The organism is Gimesia algae (assembly GCF_007746795.1).
Taxonomy (GTDB): domain Bacteria; phylum Planctomycetota; class Planctomycetia; order Planctomycetales; family Planctomycetaceae; genus Gimesia; species Gimesia algae.
Genome location: NZ_CP036343.1, coordinates 6,488,554 through 6,504,477 on the forward strand (window position 1 = coordinate 6,488,554; position 15,924 = coordinate 6,504,477).

Here is a 15,924-nt window from a genome sequence, read left to right on the forward strand (position 1 = left end):
TTGAGCAGCATGCCTGCAATTTGCATCAGCGATCTGAAACCAGCACTTTTGATTGGACACTATGACTGGATCTTCAAGATAAAAATCCACGCAGCCAACTCTTGATGGACTGGCCATTGTCAGTATCACCCTCGCTGCCAACTTGGCAGTTACAGAGTAAAACCTAAAATACTCAAATCACATAATCCCTTATATAAAAGTATCTTACAAATCATAAATCCGATTGGCATGACGATTGCATTTACTGATCGACGTGGTCAGGGTCCAGTTAAATCCCTGCCAACTTTGTTGTATTACACCTAAACGTACTCACGCGTTAGAGAATGCATGACAGGCATGTAAGTGAATCTGTCAGACGTGTGAGAGATCATCGTGGTCATGGGCAAATATTATTGGCCATTATTGCTGGTTGAGGAGAGACTGTGGCAAAACTTTTAAGCTTTGACGAAGAGGCCAGGAAGAGTTTATTGGCAGGAGTCGCTAAATTGTCGCGAGCCGTAAGCAGTACGCTTGGGCCGCGAGGGCGAAATGCTGTCTTGGACAAAGGCTGGGGAACACCAAAAGTAACTAAGGACGGTGTCACTGTAGCAGAGGACATCGAACTGGAAGATCCCTTCGAGAACATGGGAGTCCAGCTGGTAAAAGAAGCAGCCTCGAAAACAAACGATGTTGCCGGCGATGGAACCACAACGGCAACGGTCCTTGCAGAAGCCATTTTCCGTGAAGGACTGAAATACATTGCCTCAGGCGCTGACCCGATGGCCTTGAGCCGTGGTGTTCAGAAAGCCGTCGATGCAGTCGTCGAGCAGATCGGAAAGATTTCCAAGGAAGTCAAAGGCAAAGACAAAAAAGCGATTGAGACTGTCGCTACGATCGCTGGAAACAATGATCCGGAAATCGGTAAAATTCTGGCAGACGCCCTGTTGAAAGTGGGCGCTGATGGAGTGATTACTGTTGAAGAAGGCCGCGGCGTCTCAACAGAAGTCGATCTGGTTGAAGGGATGCAGTTCGAACGCGGATTCCTGTCACCCCACTTTGTCACTGATGAAGACAACCAGACCTGTGATATGGAACGGGCTCACATTCTGATCTACGAAGAAAAGATCAGCTCAGCCCAGGCTCTGGTACCACTGCTGGAACAGGTTTCTAAAGATGGTTCGCCTCTGTTAATTATTGCAGAAGATATTGAAGGCGAAGCACTGGCAACTCTGGTTGTCAATAAATTACGCGGTATTATCAAAGTCTGTGCAGTGAAAGCACCTGGCTACGGCGACCGTCGTAAAGCCATGCTGGAAGACCTTGCCGTACTCACCGGCGGCAAAGCTATTTTCAAAGATCTGGGTATCAAGCTGGAAGCAGTTGAGCTGAAAGACCTGGGCCAGGCCAAGAAAATCCATGTCAGCTCTGATAACACAACAATTGTCAGCGGCGGTGGAAATAAAGCTGCTGTCAGCGGTCGTGCTGATCAGATCCGGGCTGAAATCGAAATCACTGACAGTGAATACGATCGCGAAAAACTTCAGGAACGCCTGGCCAAACTGGCAGGCGGAGTGGCTCAGATCAATGTAGGAGCTGCTACCGAAACTGAAATGAAGGAACGCAAAGACCTGATCGACGACGCACTGGCCGCAACCCGTGCTGCCATCGAAGAAGGTATTGTTCCCGGCGGTGGAATCGCTCTGCTGCGATCCAGCAAGTCACTCGACAGTCTTAAACTGTCTGGCGACCAGGCACTGGGAGTCGCTTTGATTCAGAAAGTTCTGGAAATGCCTCTGCGGGCAATCGCCGAAAATGCGGGACAGGATGGCTCCGTTGTTGCCAATCGTGTTAAAAAAGATAAGAGCACTTCCTACGGTTACGACGCATTGAATGATCGCTATGGCGACATGTTTGATTTTGGTGTCGTTGACCCTGCTAAAGTGGTTCGGTCTACCCTGCAGAATGCATCCAGTGTAGCCTGCCTGCTGATGACAACAGATTCCATTGTTGTCGAGGAACCCAAGGACGAAGAAGACGATCACCACCATGATGACCACCACGACATGGGTGGGATGGGCGGCATGGGTGGCATGCCAGGAATGGGTGGCGGTATGCCCGGCATGGGCGGCATGCCCGGTATGGGTGGCTTCTAAGTCACAATCGCTATCCTCTCAGCATTTTAAGAGGGTGGCAACAGGACTGTAACAGGATCCTGATTGTTAAAAAGAGACATATTACTTCCGGGAACTGCTCCCGGATTCACACATACAACCAGACTAATTGGAATACTTGGGAGTTAACATAATGGAACTGAATCCTCTTGATGACCGTATCGTGATTGAACCCAATGTTGCAGAAGAAACAACTGCTGGTGGGATTGTTCTGCCTGACACAGCCCAGGAAAAGCCACAGAGCGGTACTGTCATCGCTGTCGGACCTGGACGTCTTCTGGAAAGTGGTGAACGTTGCCCGGTTGCTGTTGAAGTCGGTGATGAAGTTCTCTACGGGAAATACGGCGGAACCGATATCGAAGTCAGTGGTAAGGACGTCAAGATCCTGCGGGAAAGCGACATTCTTGCCAAAATCATCAAGTAAAGACGTACTGAATCGGACCATTCGGACAGAGAATGGCATTGTAAAACACAATGTTTTCTCTGTCTGCTTCGAGAATCTTAATCAACCACAAATCACGCAGGGGAGAACGGAGCAATCCGATCGAATGTTCGTTCCTGTTAAACAGAGGAGTTTATAAGCGTGGCAAAGCAACTATTGTTTGAAGATCGCGCACGTGCCAAGCTGCAAAAAGGCGTGCAAACTATCAGCGACGCTGTAGCCATCACAATGGGTCCCACGGGACGTAATGTGATCATCGATAAAAGCTTTGGGAACCCCCTGGTAACCAAAGACGGTGTTACAGTCAGTAAAGAAGTTGAGCTCGAAGATCCCTTCGAAAACATGGGAGCGAAACTGGTTAACGAAGTCGCTACCAAAACCAGCGATGTCGCCGGCGATGGTACAACAACTGCCACCGTTTTAGCCCGCTCCATCTACCAGGAAGGCCTGCGTGGCATATCGCTGGGAGCAAATCCCATGATCGTTCGTCGTGGAATCGACAAAGCAGTGGAAGCTGCTGTCGCTGCGATCGAAGCACTGGCCAAACCTGTCACCGAAAAGGCAGAAATTGCTCAGGTCGGTGCCATCTCTGCCAACAACGATAATGTCATCGGCAACCTGATCGCCGACGCTGTTGAAAAAGTGGGTCGTGACGGCGTGATCACTGTCGAAGAAGGCAAAGGAAATGAAACCACTCTGTCTTTCGCAGACGGAATGCAGTTCGACAAAGGATACATTTCACCTTACTTTGTCACTGACACAGAAGGCATGAAGTGCATTCTGGAAGACTGCTATATTCTGATTCACGAATCTAAAATCTCGGCTTTACGAGATCTGGTGCCTCTGCTGGAAAAAGTTTCGCAGACAGGGAAACCGCTGTTGATTATTGCTGAAGACGTGGAAGGCGAACCACTGACAGCGCTGGTCGTCAACAAACTGCGTGGCGTGCTCAATATTGCTGCTGTCAAAGCTCCCGGCTTTGGCGATCGCCGCAAAGCCATGCTGGCAGACATCGCTGTGCTGACAGGTGGTACCGTGATTTCTGAAGACCTGGGAATCAAACTCGAATCTGTGGAACTGGCACAACTGGGCCAGGCCAAGCAGATTGAAATTACTAAAGATTCCTGTACTCTGATCGAAGGTGCCGGCGAAACAGCCGCTTTGCAGGCACGCGTTGCTCAGATTCGCGGTCAGCTTGAAAAAACTGACAGTGAATATGATCGCGAAAAATACCAGGAACGTCTGGCAAAACTGACTGGCGGAGTTGCTATTATTTCTGTTGGTGCAGCTACCGAATCAGAAATGAAGCAGACCAAAGCCCGTATGGAAGATGCGTTGCACGCCACACGCGCTGCAGTGGAAGAAGGAATTCTTCCCGGTGGTGGCGTTGCTCTGCTGCGATCGATCGAAGCCGTCGAAAAAGTCAAAGGCAAAAACGACGACGAGAAGATCGGCATCCAGATTGTCGCACGTGCTCTGGAAGGACCAATTCGACAGATCGCAGAAAACTGCGGAACTGATGGTGCCGTGGTCGCCGATGAAGTCAAACAACTGACTGGCTCCAAAGGTTATAATGCCAACTCTGGCGAATACGTCGACATGTTCAAAGCAGGAATTATTGATCCGGCCAAGGTTGTGAAAAACGCCCTGAAAAATGCCGCCTCGATTGCCGGCCTGATGCTGACCACCCAGGTACTTGTCACCCGCAGTGACAGCACCGAAGGTAAAAAGCTGGCTGACGTCGAAGGTAGTGTTCGATAGTTTCTGACAGAGTCTGAGTTCTGTCACCGGAATTCAGGAGAAACATTGTGATAACAGACGGGCCGCCGTAAAATGGTGGCCCGTTTTTTTCAATTCTGAATAGAACGACAATAACAGAAACTTGACCAGAGCGGACATGGTCAGGTTCTAAACCTTTTAGACATACGACGAGTTGTGATTTATGGCATCGAAACGCGATTATTATGAAATTCTTGGCGTATCGCGCGAAGTGACCACCGTTGAAATCAAAAAAGCGTACAAGAAACTGGCGCTGGCAAATCATCCGGACCGAAATCCAGGTGATGATGAAGCCGTCGAACGCTTCAAAGAAGCTGCAGAAGCATTTGAAGTTCTGGGTGATGATAAAAAACGTGCCCACTATGATCGCTATGGACACGCTGATTTTGGCGCAGGTGCCAGTCAGTTCCATGATGTCTCCGATATCTTCAGTGCGTTTGGCGATCTGTTTGAAGGCTTCGGTTTCCGAAATTCGTCTCAGCGCGGCGGCAACCGTCCGCGTCAGGGTGAAAGCCTGAGAACCAGCCTGCAAATCGATCTGCTGGATGCCGCTGCGGGCTGCGAACGTGAAATCCATATCAATCGACAGGAAACCTGCGATACCTGTCACGGATCAGGCGCGAAACCAGGGACGGAACCTGATGAATGTGATTACTGTGGCGGTGCCGGCCAGGTAGTGCAGTCCCAGGGATTTTTCCGGGTGCAGACAACCTGTCCACGGTGCCGTGGTGCGGGAAAAGTCATTGTCCAAAAATGCTCAGACTGTCGTGGAGAGGGTCGCATAGCACAAGAAACCGAGCTGGAAATTAAAGTTCCTGCCGGTATCGATAACGGGATGCAACTCTGCCTGAGAGGTGAAGGAAACCCGGGAGCCAATGGGGGACCAAGGGGTGACCTGTATGTCGTCATCGGCGTTGATGAGCATCCACTGTTCCGCCGCCAGGAACAGGAACTGAGTTGCCATGTTCCCATCACTTACACACAGGCTGCTCTGGGAGCCAATATCGAGATCCCGACTTTGGAAGGACGACACGATCTGAAAATACCTTCGGGAACCCAGCCAGGCGAAGTCTTCCGACTGAAAGGGCAGGGAATGCCTAATCCGCATGGGGGCCGGCGTGGCGACCTGCATGTCGTCGTGCAGATCGATGTCCCCAAGAAGATCTCAGAGCGGGAAGAAGAGCTGTTGCGTGAACTGGCAGAAATTGAACACACGGAAGTCTCTTCCCACCGCAGCCCGAACCGTAATTCGTTTTTTGACAAATTGAAGGAGTACTTCACACACTCTGACTAGGGAGTGTGATGGATGAGTTCGTCAATTTAGTTTTCATATTCAGAACAGTTTGAAATAGCGTAGCAGGTCAGAAACATGTCAGACATGGAACAACCAGAAGAGATTCAAAACCAGACCGAAGAAATTCCGGTTGAGGAGAATAAAGTGACAGAGGAAGCGCCCACAGTCGAAGAACAGCTGCAGACCGCGATTTCCGAGCGTGATGAGAATCAGGATCGTTTTCTGCGTTCACAGGCCGAACTGGACAATGTCCGAAAGCGCCATCAGAAAGAAATGGAACTGCTGCGCCAGTATGCGGCAGCTCCCTTTATTCAGGACCTGTTACCGGCGCTGGATAATCTGAAACGGGCTGTCGATGCCGCTGAGAGTGCCGATCAGGTCGGTGATCTCAAACAAGGCGTCGAAATGGTGGCAAAACAGCTTCTGGATGTTCTCTCTAAACATAATGTGACCCCGATTGATGCGCTGGGAAAACCGTTCGATCCAAATCTGCATGAAGCACTGCAGCAGATGCCCTCTGATGAGCATCCGCCGATGACAGTCATTCAGGAACTGGAACAGGGGTTCATTCTGAATGACCGGGTAGTTCGCCCTACGAAAGTTATTGTTTCGTCTGGTCCTGCGGAAGGTTAATTACTTCTCATTGCCTTTTTAATTGTGAGTCACTATCGATGCCAACATATGATTATGAATGTTCCCAGTGTGGTCATAAATGGGAAGAATTTCAGTCAATTACCGCTAAGCCCCTGAGAAAATGCCCGGAGTGCGGAAAGCTCAAAGCCAAACGCGTGATCGGCGCAGGCGGCGGAATCATCTTCAAAGGTACCGGTTTTTACCAAACTGATTACCGGAGCAGCTCTTACAAAAAAGATGCTGCCGCCGATTCCAAAGCACAGTCACCCAGCCCCGATTCGAAAAGCAGCGGTGATTCAGGCTCTTCCAGCAAGAGTGGCTCTTCAGATTCCTGATTACCTTTGATATTTCCTCTGGAATGATCTATAAGAGATTCAGCCCCTGAATTCGCTTCCCCTTTTGTCTGAGGATCCGATGATCCAACCACAAACATGCCCCATATGTCGAAAAGTCGTCACATCACAAGCGAGTGATGACCAATCACCCTTTCCATTCTGCAGCCAAAAATGTCGTGACGTTGACTTCTTCCGCTGGTCAGATGGCCGCTATGCGATTGTAGAAGAACTCGACCCGCGTATCATCGAGTTGCAGCAACTGGAGCAAGAAGGTGAAGACGATTAAAGAGACTTCATCGGATGCGCCTGCTTTGTCTGAAAACTCCGAAAGCGAATACACTGGTGGGCTCTCCCCCACCGTAAAGGGCACGTTATATGGACTGTTATCCGCGTTAGCCTATACCGCTGCCAATATCGCATTGCGTGAAGCGGCTGTGGATAACAATGCTGACTGGGCCATCTGGATTTCTGCTTTAAAATCGGTCCCCGCCACCATTGTGGGCTGGGGCCTGGTTGCCTACCGCGGATCTCAGGGACTTCCTGCACTGCCACCGCGGCGACTGATCCTGCCATTAATTCTGACCGGGCTGGTCATGCAATTCGGTGGAAACGTCATGTTTCAATGGTCGCTCAGCCTGGGAGGGCTGGCTTTTACCGTGCCCCTCTGCTTCGCCACACTGCTGACCACAGGTGCCCTGCTGGGGCGAATCTTCCTGGAGGAAGCAATCACACCGCGCATGTTTACTTCCATGATCATCCTGACTGCGGCGATTGTAATCCTCAGTCTGGGTGCCCACCAGGCAGAGGAATCCGTATTTGAAAATATGGAACATCATTCCAGCGCAATGGCGACGGTTGCACTCACTATTTTTGTGGCAGGTTTTGCCGGCTGTTCTTATGGCGCAGGAGGCGCTGTCATTCGCGGTTCGGTACGAGGGGAAACATCCATCTCTGCTACTCTGGTATTGATCAGCACGACAGGTCTGATCTGCCTGACTGGTGTCGCCGTTTATCGACTGGGAATCTCCATTTTCTGGATTACAACTCCCTGGCAGTATCTGGTCATGCTGGTGGCAGGCATCATGAATGCCATCGCGTTTTTCGCGATTGGTGCCTCGATGAAATATCTGACGGTGACCCGGGTCAATCTGTTAAACGCATCCCAAACGGCAATGGCCGCATTTGCTGGCGTCCTCTGCTTCGGTGAACAGTTAACTGTCTGGCTGTTAAGCGGGACCGCTTTGACAATCGGTGGTTTGTTTCTAATGGAAAAGAAACGCCCCACCATTCCGAACAGCAGTCTGACTCAGGTTGCTGTGCTACCAGCCCCACAAGATAAAGGTACTCCTGATGAATCATGATTCCGCTTCACCCGACTGGCCACGAATGCAATCGGAGATTCCCGCCCCCCCCGAATTACCCTATCCGGAAGTGGACTGTGACTGGCAGGCACTCCATTCTTCACCATTCATCGATCCGACAGCCTGGGTGACACCGGACGCCATTATCACCGGAAGAGTTCGCCTCAAAGCGCGTAGTACGGTCTGGCATCAGTGTGTGTTGCGCGGTGATCTGGAATATATTGAGGTAGGAGAAGAGACCAATGTGCAGGATGGATCGATCCTGCATACTGACTATCAACATCCCTGTATTCTCGGTGATCGCGTGACACTGGGACACGCTGCCATCGTACATGGCTCTTTAGTGGAAGATGACGCCATGATCGCCATCGGTGCAACAGTACTCAGTCGTTGTGTGATCGGAAAAGGTGCATTGATTGCCGCAGGTGCTCTGGTGCGGGAAGGCATTCACGTTCCCCCGGGTACGCTCTGGGCAGGCTGTCCAGCCCGGCAGATCAAAGTTCTCACCGAACAGCAGCAGGAACGTCTCAAAGCAACCTGGCAACACTACGTCAATTTAGGCGCAGCCAGTCTGCAGCGCTTTGGAAGAGATCACATCGACGCATTGATTACAGACAAATAGTAAAGACAGTGCCTGTTCACATGCCCAACTCCTCTTGCAAAAACCTGTTACCAGTTCTGCTTTTTGCCTCGAAAACAGTCGGTTGGGTATGGTATCCTAAGGAATCAGTTTTTCAACGAAACTAATTAATTCAGGATTACCTCATGACTACCAACCAACCTCAGACTTCCCCCTCAACGACGCGACGTGAATTTATCAAAAACGGCACTGCAGTTGTAGCTGCCGCTTCTTCTTTCTCAAGCGCCGCATTCGCTGGTTCCTCTCAGATGACTGCTCTGCAAACCAGTCTGTTTGCCGGAGGCAGTGATGTAATTCGCGTGGGATTGGTTGGCTGTGGTGGACGGGGAACCGGAGCCGCCGCACAGGCGCTGGCTGCTGACCCGAATGCCAAACTGGTCGCCATGGGTGATACGTTCTATGACCATCTGGATAAGAGCTTACAGAATCTGAAAAAAAATCCTGTTGCGGAACAGGTTCAGGTAGACGCCGATCACAAGTTTGTCGGCTTCGATTCCTACCAGAAAGTGATTGACTGTGTCGACGTCGTGCTCCTGACAACGCCCCCCCACTTCCGCCCCATGCAACTGCGGGCCGCCATTGAAGCTGGCAAACATGTCTTCGCAGAAAAGCCGGTTGCCGTAGATGCGCCTGGCGTGCGGTCAGTTCTGGAAACCTGTAAGCTGGCAAAACAAAAGAACCTTTCCATCGTCTCCGGACTCTGCTGGCGCTATCACCAGGGGATGCGGGAAACATTCAAGCAGATCCACGACGGAGCTGTCGGCGATGTGATGGCCATCCAGTGCAGTTACAATACCCGCGGATTATGGATGTTTGAGCGGCAACCCGAATGGAGCGATATGGAATGGCAGATGCGAAACTGGTTGTATTTCACCTGGCTGTCCGGGGATTTCAACACGGAGCAACATGTCCACAGCCTGGATAAAATGGCATGGACCATGAAGGACCAAACGCCACTGGCCTGTAGCGGAACCGGCGGTCGACAGACCAGAATTGGGAAAGAGTATGGCAATATTTTCGATCACTTTGCCATCGTTTACGAATATCCGAATGGCGTTAAAGGTTTCAGCCGTTGTCGACAGCAGGATGGATGCGCCGTCGATGTCTCTGATCATGTATTTGGTACCAAGGGCCGTGTCGATGTCTTTAAACACCGCATTTACGACCCAAAAGGCGAAAAGACCTGGCAGTTCCGGGACAAAAGCAAAAACATGTATCAGGTCGAACATGATGAATTCTTCGCGAGCATCCGCTCAGGCGAACCGCTAAACAATGGTGACTATATGACAAAAAGTACCATGCTGGCGATCATGGGACGCATGGCAGCTTATACCGGAAAATCAATCACCTGGGAGGAAGCCATGAATTCCAAAGAAGACCTGACACCAGCCAGTTATGAGTGGGGGCCGATCCCAGTCCCTCCCATTGCCATGCCCGGTATCACTGCGTTCAAATAGTATCAGCCTGATCGCAGTTTTCCATCAAATGATTTCAAAACGTCTGCAGTTTACCTGCAGGCGTTTTTTTTCGGACAAATTGTCGCTACCTCAAATTTTCATGTTCGCAGATATTCTGAGAGATTATGGAGTTTTTCGAAACATTTTCTCGTCTCCCGGGTTTGATTTTTGTAGCTTAAAGATGATCGAGGTACACAGTCACTTCCACTAACGCACCCGTTCTTCCTAACAGGTGTTGCACGAGTGGAAGATGGACCTTAAACCTCATTTCGTTTTAACATACAGCCAGTGCTGTAAACCCACTGGTTTGAGACACTTAACATTTCAAAATCACATTTCTGGAGACTCTCAAATGCGTATGTCACGTTTATTTTCAGTTGGTGCTGCTTTACTTGCAATCAGCGCCACCACACTTGTATCAGCTCAGCCTCCAGAGGGAGGAGATCGTCCGGAAAGGGGCGATCGTCCCGAAGGACGTCAACGTGGTGATCGTGACCGTGGTCCCCGGGAAGGTGGCCCCCGTGATGGCCGAGGAGGTCCTGGTGGACGTCCTAATTTTATGCTGATGTTACCCATCTTCATTACTCTCGACGTCAACAAGGATGGAGAACTCTCCAAAGAAGAGATCGACAATGCTACAGTCGCTCTCCAGAAACTGGACAAAGACAAAAACGGAAAACTGACAGAAGAAGAATTGCGACCTGATTTTGGTGGCTTCGGCCGTCGTGATGGAGATCGACGTGGACCGGGAGGTCCCGGTGGATTTGGTCGTGGTGATGGGGACCGCGGTGGTCGAGGCGGCGACTTTGTCGAGCGTATGATGGTCAATGACAAGAACAAAGACGGCAAACTCACCAAAGAAGAACTTCCCGAAAGAATGCAGGGGATGTTCGATCGAATCGATACCAACAAAGACAAGGAAATCGATAAAGCCGAGCTGACGAAAATGTCAGAGCAGTTCAACTCTCGCAATCGATCAGGTGGTAGAGATCGCGGCGACCGCGGTGGTCGTAATTCAGACGGAGATCGCCCCAAACGTCCTGAATCTGATAACTAACTTGAGTCTTAAAACCCACTGTTATCCGTTTGGCCCATTAACGTATCCAGTTTCAGGGAACATGCCATGCAGCCCAAAATTGCTGTCTTCGCTTTGTTGATGTTAATTTCCTCAAGCGTTCAGGCAGACTGGATGCGGTTTCGTGGACCAAACGGGTCAGGGGTTTCAGACGAAAAGCAGGCGACGCCTGACAAATGGAGTCCTCAGCAGAATCTCAAATGGAAAGTGGCTCTGCCTGGACACGGTTCATCCAGTCCGATCATTGTAGGTGATAAAGTATTTGTCACCTGCTGGTCGGGCTACGGGATGACCCGCAATGATCCTGGAAATCAAAAGGATCTGCGCAGGCATCTGGTCTGCCTTGATCGAAAATCGGGAAAAATTCTCTGGGACAAAACGGTTAAACCGGTACTCCCTGAAGACGTCTACACAGGCATGTTCGCCGAGCATGGCTATGCATCGCATACCCCCACTTCAGACGGGAAGCATGTCTATGCTTATTTCGGAAAATCGGGCGCAGTCGCTTACGATCTGGATGGCAACAAACTGTGGCAGACAATCGTCGGCGATGAACTCGATTCTCGCAGATGGGGTTCTTCATCCAGCCCGATTCTCTATAAAGATCTGCTGATCGTTACCGCAACTGCGGAAAGCGAAGCTCTGGTTGGTCTCGATAAAAAGACAGGCAAAGAAGTCTGGCGGCAGGAATCAACGGGCTTTAACGCAACCTGGGGCACCCCCGTTCTGGTCAAGGGGAGTGACGATGAGACAGATCTGGTACTGGGTGTACCTTATGAGATCTGGGGGATGAACCCAGAAAACGGCAAATTACGCTGGTATTGCGAAGCTATGGACACAGACACCTATTGTTCCAGCGTGATTGCAGAGAACGGCGTTATCTACGGCATTGAAGGGCGGGGCGGCGGATCGATTGCTGTCAAAGCCGGTGGCAAAGGTGACATTACCAAAACAAACATACTCTGGACTGGTCGCGATGCCAACCGAATTGAAACACCGGTGATGTACCAGGGCCGAATTTATTTCTTCTCGCGCGGTATTGTTAACTGCATTGATGCCAAAACGGGAGAACGGATCTTCCGGGGTCGACTGGATTCAGGAGATTCAGTCGCCACGGACGACCGGGAAGAGGAAGCAGGCGGCAATCGCTCTGGTAGACGTTCTGGCAGAGGAGGTGGTGGAGGCTTTCGTGGCAGTGACTATTCTTCTCCGGTCATAGCAGATGGCAAAATCTATTTCACATCTCGTTCCGGGGAAACTTATGTCATCAAAGCCAGTGATCAACTGGAACAGATCTCTGTGAATCGACTGACAAATGACAATGAGGATTTCAGTGCTTCACCAGCGATCAGTGATGGCGACCTTTTTATCCGCTCAGACAAGCATCTGTATTGTGTGGGTAAATAAGATAGTGAGAGCAGAGTCATTCCAGACTATTCACCCTGAATCGTCACAACCAGTCGCCGACCGCCGCCATGATTGCGGTGTTCACACAGATAGATTCCCTGCCAGGTTCCCAGGCAGAGACGCCCTTCGCTGATCGGGATCGTCAAGGAATTTCCAAGTAGAGACGCTTTGACGTGCGCAGGCATATCATCGGGCCCTTCACAGGTATGCACATAGGGAAATGATTCCGGCGCAATCTTGTTAAAAGACATTTCCAGATCCACGGGGACATCCGGATCCGCATTTTCGTTGATCGAAAGTGAAGCGGACGTATGCATGATAAAGACATGCATTAAGCCGACCTTGATTGTCGAGAGTTCAGGGATTTCACTGAGGACTTCACGAGTAACAATATGAAACCCACGTCGAAACGCAGGCAGACGAATCTGCTTTTGTATCCAGGCCATGTTGGATTTCCCTCTTAAATGTGATGAGTGCGATCCGGAGCCGCCGCACATTGAGCCCGCCAGCGCAACCAGTGGTCAGCCAGTGTAATAGCAATCATTGCTTCGGCGATCGGAACGAAGCGGGGCAGCAGACAGGGATCATGTCGTCCCTTTGTGCGAATCGTCGTCGCCTCTCCCTGACTGGTGACCGTCGGTTGTTCGATCAGCAGACTGCTGGTCGGTTTGACGGCTGCACGAAAGACAAGAGGTTGTCCGGTGGAGATCCCACCCAGGTTGCCTCCATGACGATTCGTATCCGTCGCAATCACAGGTGTATCACTTTCGGCACTGGTCTCCGCCACAAAGTGATCGTTATTTTCACTGCCACGCATGGTCGCACAGCCAAATCCTGAGCCATATTCAACTCCCAGAACTGCGGGAATGCTGAACAGGGCTTTGGCGATATCCGCTTTCAGTTTGTCGAAAACCGGTTCACCCAGACCAGCGGGAATATTGATGGCGGCAATTTCTGCTACGCCACCAATGGAATCGCCGTCTTTTCGGACAGTATCGATGAAGTCAAACATCTGACGCGCCAGGTCATGATCGGGGCAGCGGACCGGGTTCAAACTGCCGTCGGAAAATGTTTCGACCTGCGCTGCCGTAATCGAAGTCGGATCGGAAATCTCGGCCTTGAGATGTCCGACCTGAGTCACATAACCGATGACGCGTCCACCGAATGCTGCGTCCAGAATTTTCTTGGCGACAACACCGGCTGCAACACGCACATTCGTTTCTCGTGCACTGGAGCGGCCACCGCCACGGTAATCACGGAAGCCGTATTTCACATCGTAGGTGTAGTCAGCATGACCGGGGCGATATTTGTCTTTAATATCGCTATAGTCTTTACTGCGCTGATCTTCATTTCGGATGAGAATTGCCAGGCTGGTTCCCGTTGTGATTCCCTCAAAAACACCGGAGAGAATTTCAGGATGGTCCGCTTCTTTGCGCTGTGTGACAATCTTGCTTTGTCCCGGTTTGCGACGATTAAGATCAACTAATAGATCTTCCACGCTGATTGGAATCCCCGGTGGAACGCCATCAATAATCACGACATTGCCCGGACCGTGGCTTTCGCCTGCTGTAGTGATCCGAAATGATTGTCCAAAACTGTTTCCTGCCATATCCTGATTGTAGCGGGACTTCGGGGAAATTCATCCTTCCCGGCTGTCTTCAGAGTATGAATTCAGCGAGAAGGTAGGAATTGTTCCGAATATTCCCGCTTCAAACCTGCAGGAATCGGGGAGGCCCGCTAAAATACCCGGTCTAAACAGGGCTCCCAAATCCAACTCCTGTTTAAATGTATCGAACCAGCAGACTCGGCTTTTGACCAGAACAGAAAGATAGTTGACCGTGTCGACACAGCCACCCCAGCAATTTCAGACGCCTCCCGTTTCAGGCTGTATGATTCTGAGCCTTATGATTTTCATGGGCTGCATGCTGCCTCTGATCTTTGTCGATCTGGCTGAGACGGCCCTGCGAAATCTGCACCTCAGCCCACAGGCTGCTATCCTGGTTCTATTTGGGATGATCTTCGGCTCTCTGATTAACTTCCCCATCGCGAGGTATCCCCTCAATCGGGAAGTCAATGTTCCCGTATTTGAATCCCTGGCTGGAATGCAGTTGATGCCGAAAATGCAGCGTTTGCGACAGGAAGCAATTATTGCCGTAAATCTGGGTGGCTGCGTAATTCCGGTTTTACTGGCGATCTGGCTCTCTCGATTTATCATCGGGGGTGGCATCACTCCCATCCTGGTGACATGTGTCGGAATCTGCCTGAATACGGTGGTCTGTTATCGCACCTCACGGCTGGTTCCTGGAATGGGTATTGCGATGCCGGTCTTTATTCCGCCTCTGGTGTCGGTGATCGCAACGATCCTTGGCTTTGGGATCATCGGACCACTGACCGGCAATGCGGGCATGGATTATGAGGCATTGTATGCACCGATTGCTTTTGTGATCGGAATTTCCGGCCCGCTGATTGGAGCCGACCTGTTTCACTGGAATGACTTCAAAAAACTGGATTCCCCGTCGATCAGCATCGGTGGTGCGGGAACCTGGGATGGAATTGTGCTCTCGGGCATGATCGCAGCACTCATTGTTTGAGTGTGTCTGTTTTCAACAGGCTTTCCACCAAGGGGATCACATCCCGTTTGTAAGTGTATCCTTCCTTACCATACTCGCGACGTTCATTATCAAAGCGTTTTGCCAGTTTACCCTGCCGATCATAGACGTAGGTAGCAGGCATTGAGGCCAGATCCAGGGTGGGAAACAATTCTTCCGCAGGGACATTACTGATGATATTCGTCATTGAGGCCTTTTGTTCTGCGAGAAACTTTTCGACAGGCTTTCTATAATATTCGGGTGGATAATTCTTGCCCCCGAAGTAATCACAATTGAAGGAAACACAAAGCACTTCTTTCGGGTACAGTTTCTGTAAAGCGACAAGCTCCGGAAATTCACGCAGGCAGGGAGGACAGGATGTTGACCAGAGATCAACGACGACAATTTTCCCCTGATTGTCGGCAACCAGCTGCTCAACAAATCGCCAGTCAGCAATTTTCAGCGAGAGATTCTCAACAGAACCTGTGTTCACAGTGCCCGCCCCTTTTTGATCCAGCGTCTCAGGCTGGCAGCCCGAATGCAGAATGAAAAGTGTCGCAGTAATCAGCGCGTGCAGGATTCGCTTTTTTTGAAAAAAGATTGTGAATGTTTGTCGTAAATTAAACTTCATTCTCTTGGTACTCTGCCATAGAAAGCTTTACACTCTAGTCTATTCTCTTAGTTTACTATACCGTCTTGGAAACGAATAGATTAGAACAAACGACGTAACATTGAAGCAGGATTGTCTCTAAATACATCAATT

At 50.5% G+C, this 15,924-nt stretch carries 16 protein-coding genes; 13 read left to right on the plus strand and 3 right to left on the minus strand.

What is annotated here, in order from left to right; translation table 11 throughout:
• Positions 1–422 precede the first annotated feature (422 nt).
• The 12 genes from groL (Pan161_RS24330) (at position 423) to Pan161_RS24385 (ending at position 12,573) form a co-directional block, all read left to right on the plus strand.
• Positions 423–2,132, plus strand: a complete 1,710-nt coding sequence (groL, locus tag Pan161_RS24330) for a chaperonin GroEL (protein ID WP_145231336.1) — start codon at positions 423–425, stop codon at positions 2,130–2,132.
• Positions 2,133–2,283: 151 nt separating this feature from the next.
• Positions 2,284–2,574: a co-chaperone GroES gene (locus tag Pan161_RS24335; protein ID WP_002647162.1), complete on the plus strand. Its 291-nt coding sequence runs from the start codon at positions 2,284–2,286 to the stop codon at positions 2,572–2,574.
• Between the two features lie 159 nt (positions 2,575–2,733).
• Positions 2,734–4,353 (plus strand): chaperonin GroEL, encoded by a 1,620-nt coding sequence (groL, locus tag Pan161_RS24340; protein ID WP_145231337.1) that lies wholly within the window; start codon positions 2,734–2,736, stop codon positions 4,351–4,353.
• A 181-nt stretch (positions 4,354–4,534) separates the two neighbouring features.
• Positions 4,535–5,665: a molecular chaperone DnaJ gene (gene dnaJ / locus Pan161_RS24345; protein ID WP_145231338.1), complete on the plus strand. Its 1,131-nt coding sequence runs from the start codon at positions 4,535–4,537 to the stop codon at positions 5,663–5,665.
• Between the two features lie 75 nt (positions 5,666–5,740).
• Entirely contained in the window at positions 5,741–6,298 is a 558-nt protein-coding gene (gene grpE, locus Pan161_RS24350) for a nucleotide exchange factor GrpE (RefSeq protein ID WP_232103463.1), read from the plus strand.
• A 38-nt stretch (positions 6,299–6,336) separates the two neighbouring features.
• Positions 6,337–6,633: an FmdB family zinc ribbon protein gene (locus tag Pan161_RS24355; RefSeq protein WP_145231339.1), complete on the plus strand. Its 297-nt coding sequence runs from the start codon at positions 6,337–6,339 to the stop codon at positions 6,631–6,633.
• 79 nt (positions 6,634–6,712) lie between these two features.
• Positions 6,713–6,919, plus strand: coding sequence for a DNA gyrase inhibitor YacG (locus tag Pan161_RS24360; RefSeq protein ID WP_145231340.1), 207 nt, complete (start codon positions 6,713–6,715; stop codon positions 6,917–6,919).
• Positions 6,906–7,994, plus strand: coding sequence for a DMT family transporter (locus Pan161_RS24365; RefSeq protein WP_145231341.1), 1,089 nt, complete (start codon positions 6,906–6,908; stop codon positions 7,992–7,994). The genes Pan161_RS24360 and Pan161_RS24365 overlap by 14 nt, the downstream gene beginning before the upstream one ends.
• Entirely contained in the window at positions 7,984–8,616 is a 633-nt protein-coding gene (locus Pan161_RS24370) for a gamma carbonic anhydrase family protein (protein ID WP_145231342.1), read from the plus strand. Before Pan161_RS24365 ends, Pan161_RS24370 begins: the two co-directional genes overlap by 11 nt.
• A 143-nt stretch (positions 8,617–8,759) precedes the next feature.
• Positions 8,760–10,091, plus strand: a complete 1,332-nt coding sequence (locus Pan161_RS24375; RefSeq protein ID WP_145231343.1) for a Gfo/Idh/MocA family protein — start codon at positions 8,760–8,762, stop codon at positions 10,089–10,091.
• A 352-nt stretch (positions 10,092–10,443) separates the two neighbouring features.
• Positions 10,444–11,148, plus strand: a complete 705-nt coding sequence (locus tag Pan161_RS24380) for an EF-hand domain-containing protein (RefSeq protein WP_197995499.1) — start codon at positions 10,444–10,446, stop codon at positions 11,146–11,148.
• Between the two features lie 66 nt (positions 11,149–11,214).
• The gene (locus tag Pan161_RS24385) at positions 11,215–12,573 is read left to right on the plus strand and encodes an outer membrane protein assembly factor BamB family protein (protein ID WP_145231345.1); all 1,359 of its coding nucleotides are present in this window, start codon (positions 11,215–11,217) and stop codon (positions 12,571–12,573) included.
• 26 nt (positions 12,574–12,599) lie between these two features.
• Here Pan161_RS24385 and Pan161_RS24390 read toward each other — a convergent pair whose 3' ends face one another.
• Together Pan161_RS24390 and aroC are read right to left on the minus strand one after the other, a co-directional pair.
• Positions 12,600–13,019, minus strand: a complete 420-nt coding sequence (locus tag Pan161_RS24390; RefSeq protein ID WP_145231346.1) for a secondary thiamine-phosphate synthase enzyme YjbQ — start codon at positions 13,017–13,019, stop codon at positions 12,600–12,602.
• 14 nt (positions 13,020–13,033) lie between these two features.
• Positions 13,034–14,182, minus strand: a complete 1,149-nt coding sequence (gene aroC, locus Pan161_RS24395) for a chorismate synthase (RefSeq protein ID WP_145231347.1) — start codon at positions 14,180–14,182, stop codon at positions 13,034–13,036.
• Between the two features lie 229 nt (positions 14,183–14,411).
• On the opposite strand from aroC, the gene Pan161_RS24400 reads away from it, so the two are divergent.
• Positions 14,412–15,164, plus strand: a complete 753-nt coding sequence (locus Pan161_RS24400; protein ID WP_145231348.1) for a DUF1614 domain-containing protein — start codon at positions 14,412–14,414, stop codon at positions 15,162–15,164.
• On the opposite strand, the gene Pan161_RS24405 is transcribed toward Pan161_RS24400, so the two are convergent.
• Positions 15,154–15,792, minus strand: a complete 639-nt coding sequence (locus tag Pan161_RS24405) for a TlpA disulfide reductase family protein (protein WP_145231349.1) — start codon at positions 15,790–15,792, stop codon at positions 15,154–15,156. The two genes, Pan161_RS24400 and Pan161_RS24405, sit on opposite strands and share 11 nt — an antisense overlap.
• Positions 15,793–15,924 lie beyond the last annotated feature (132 nt).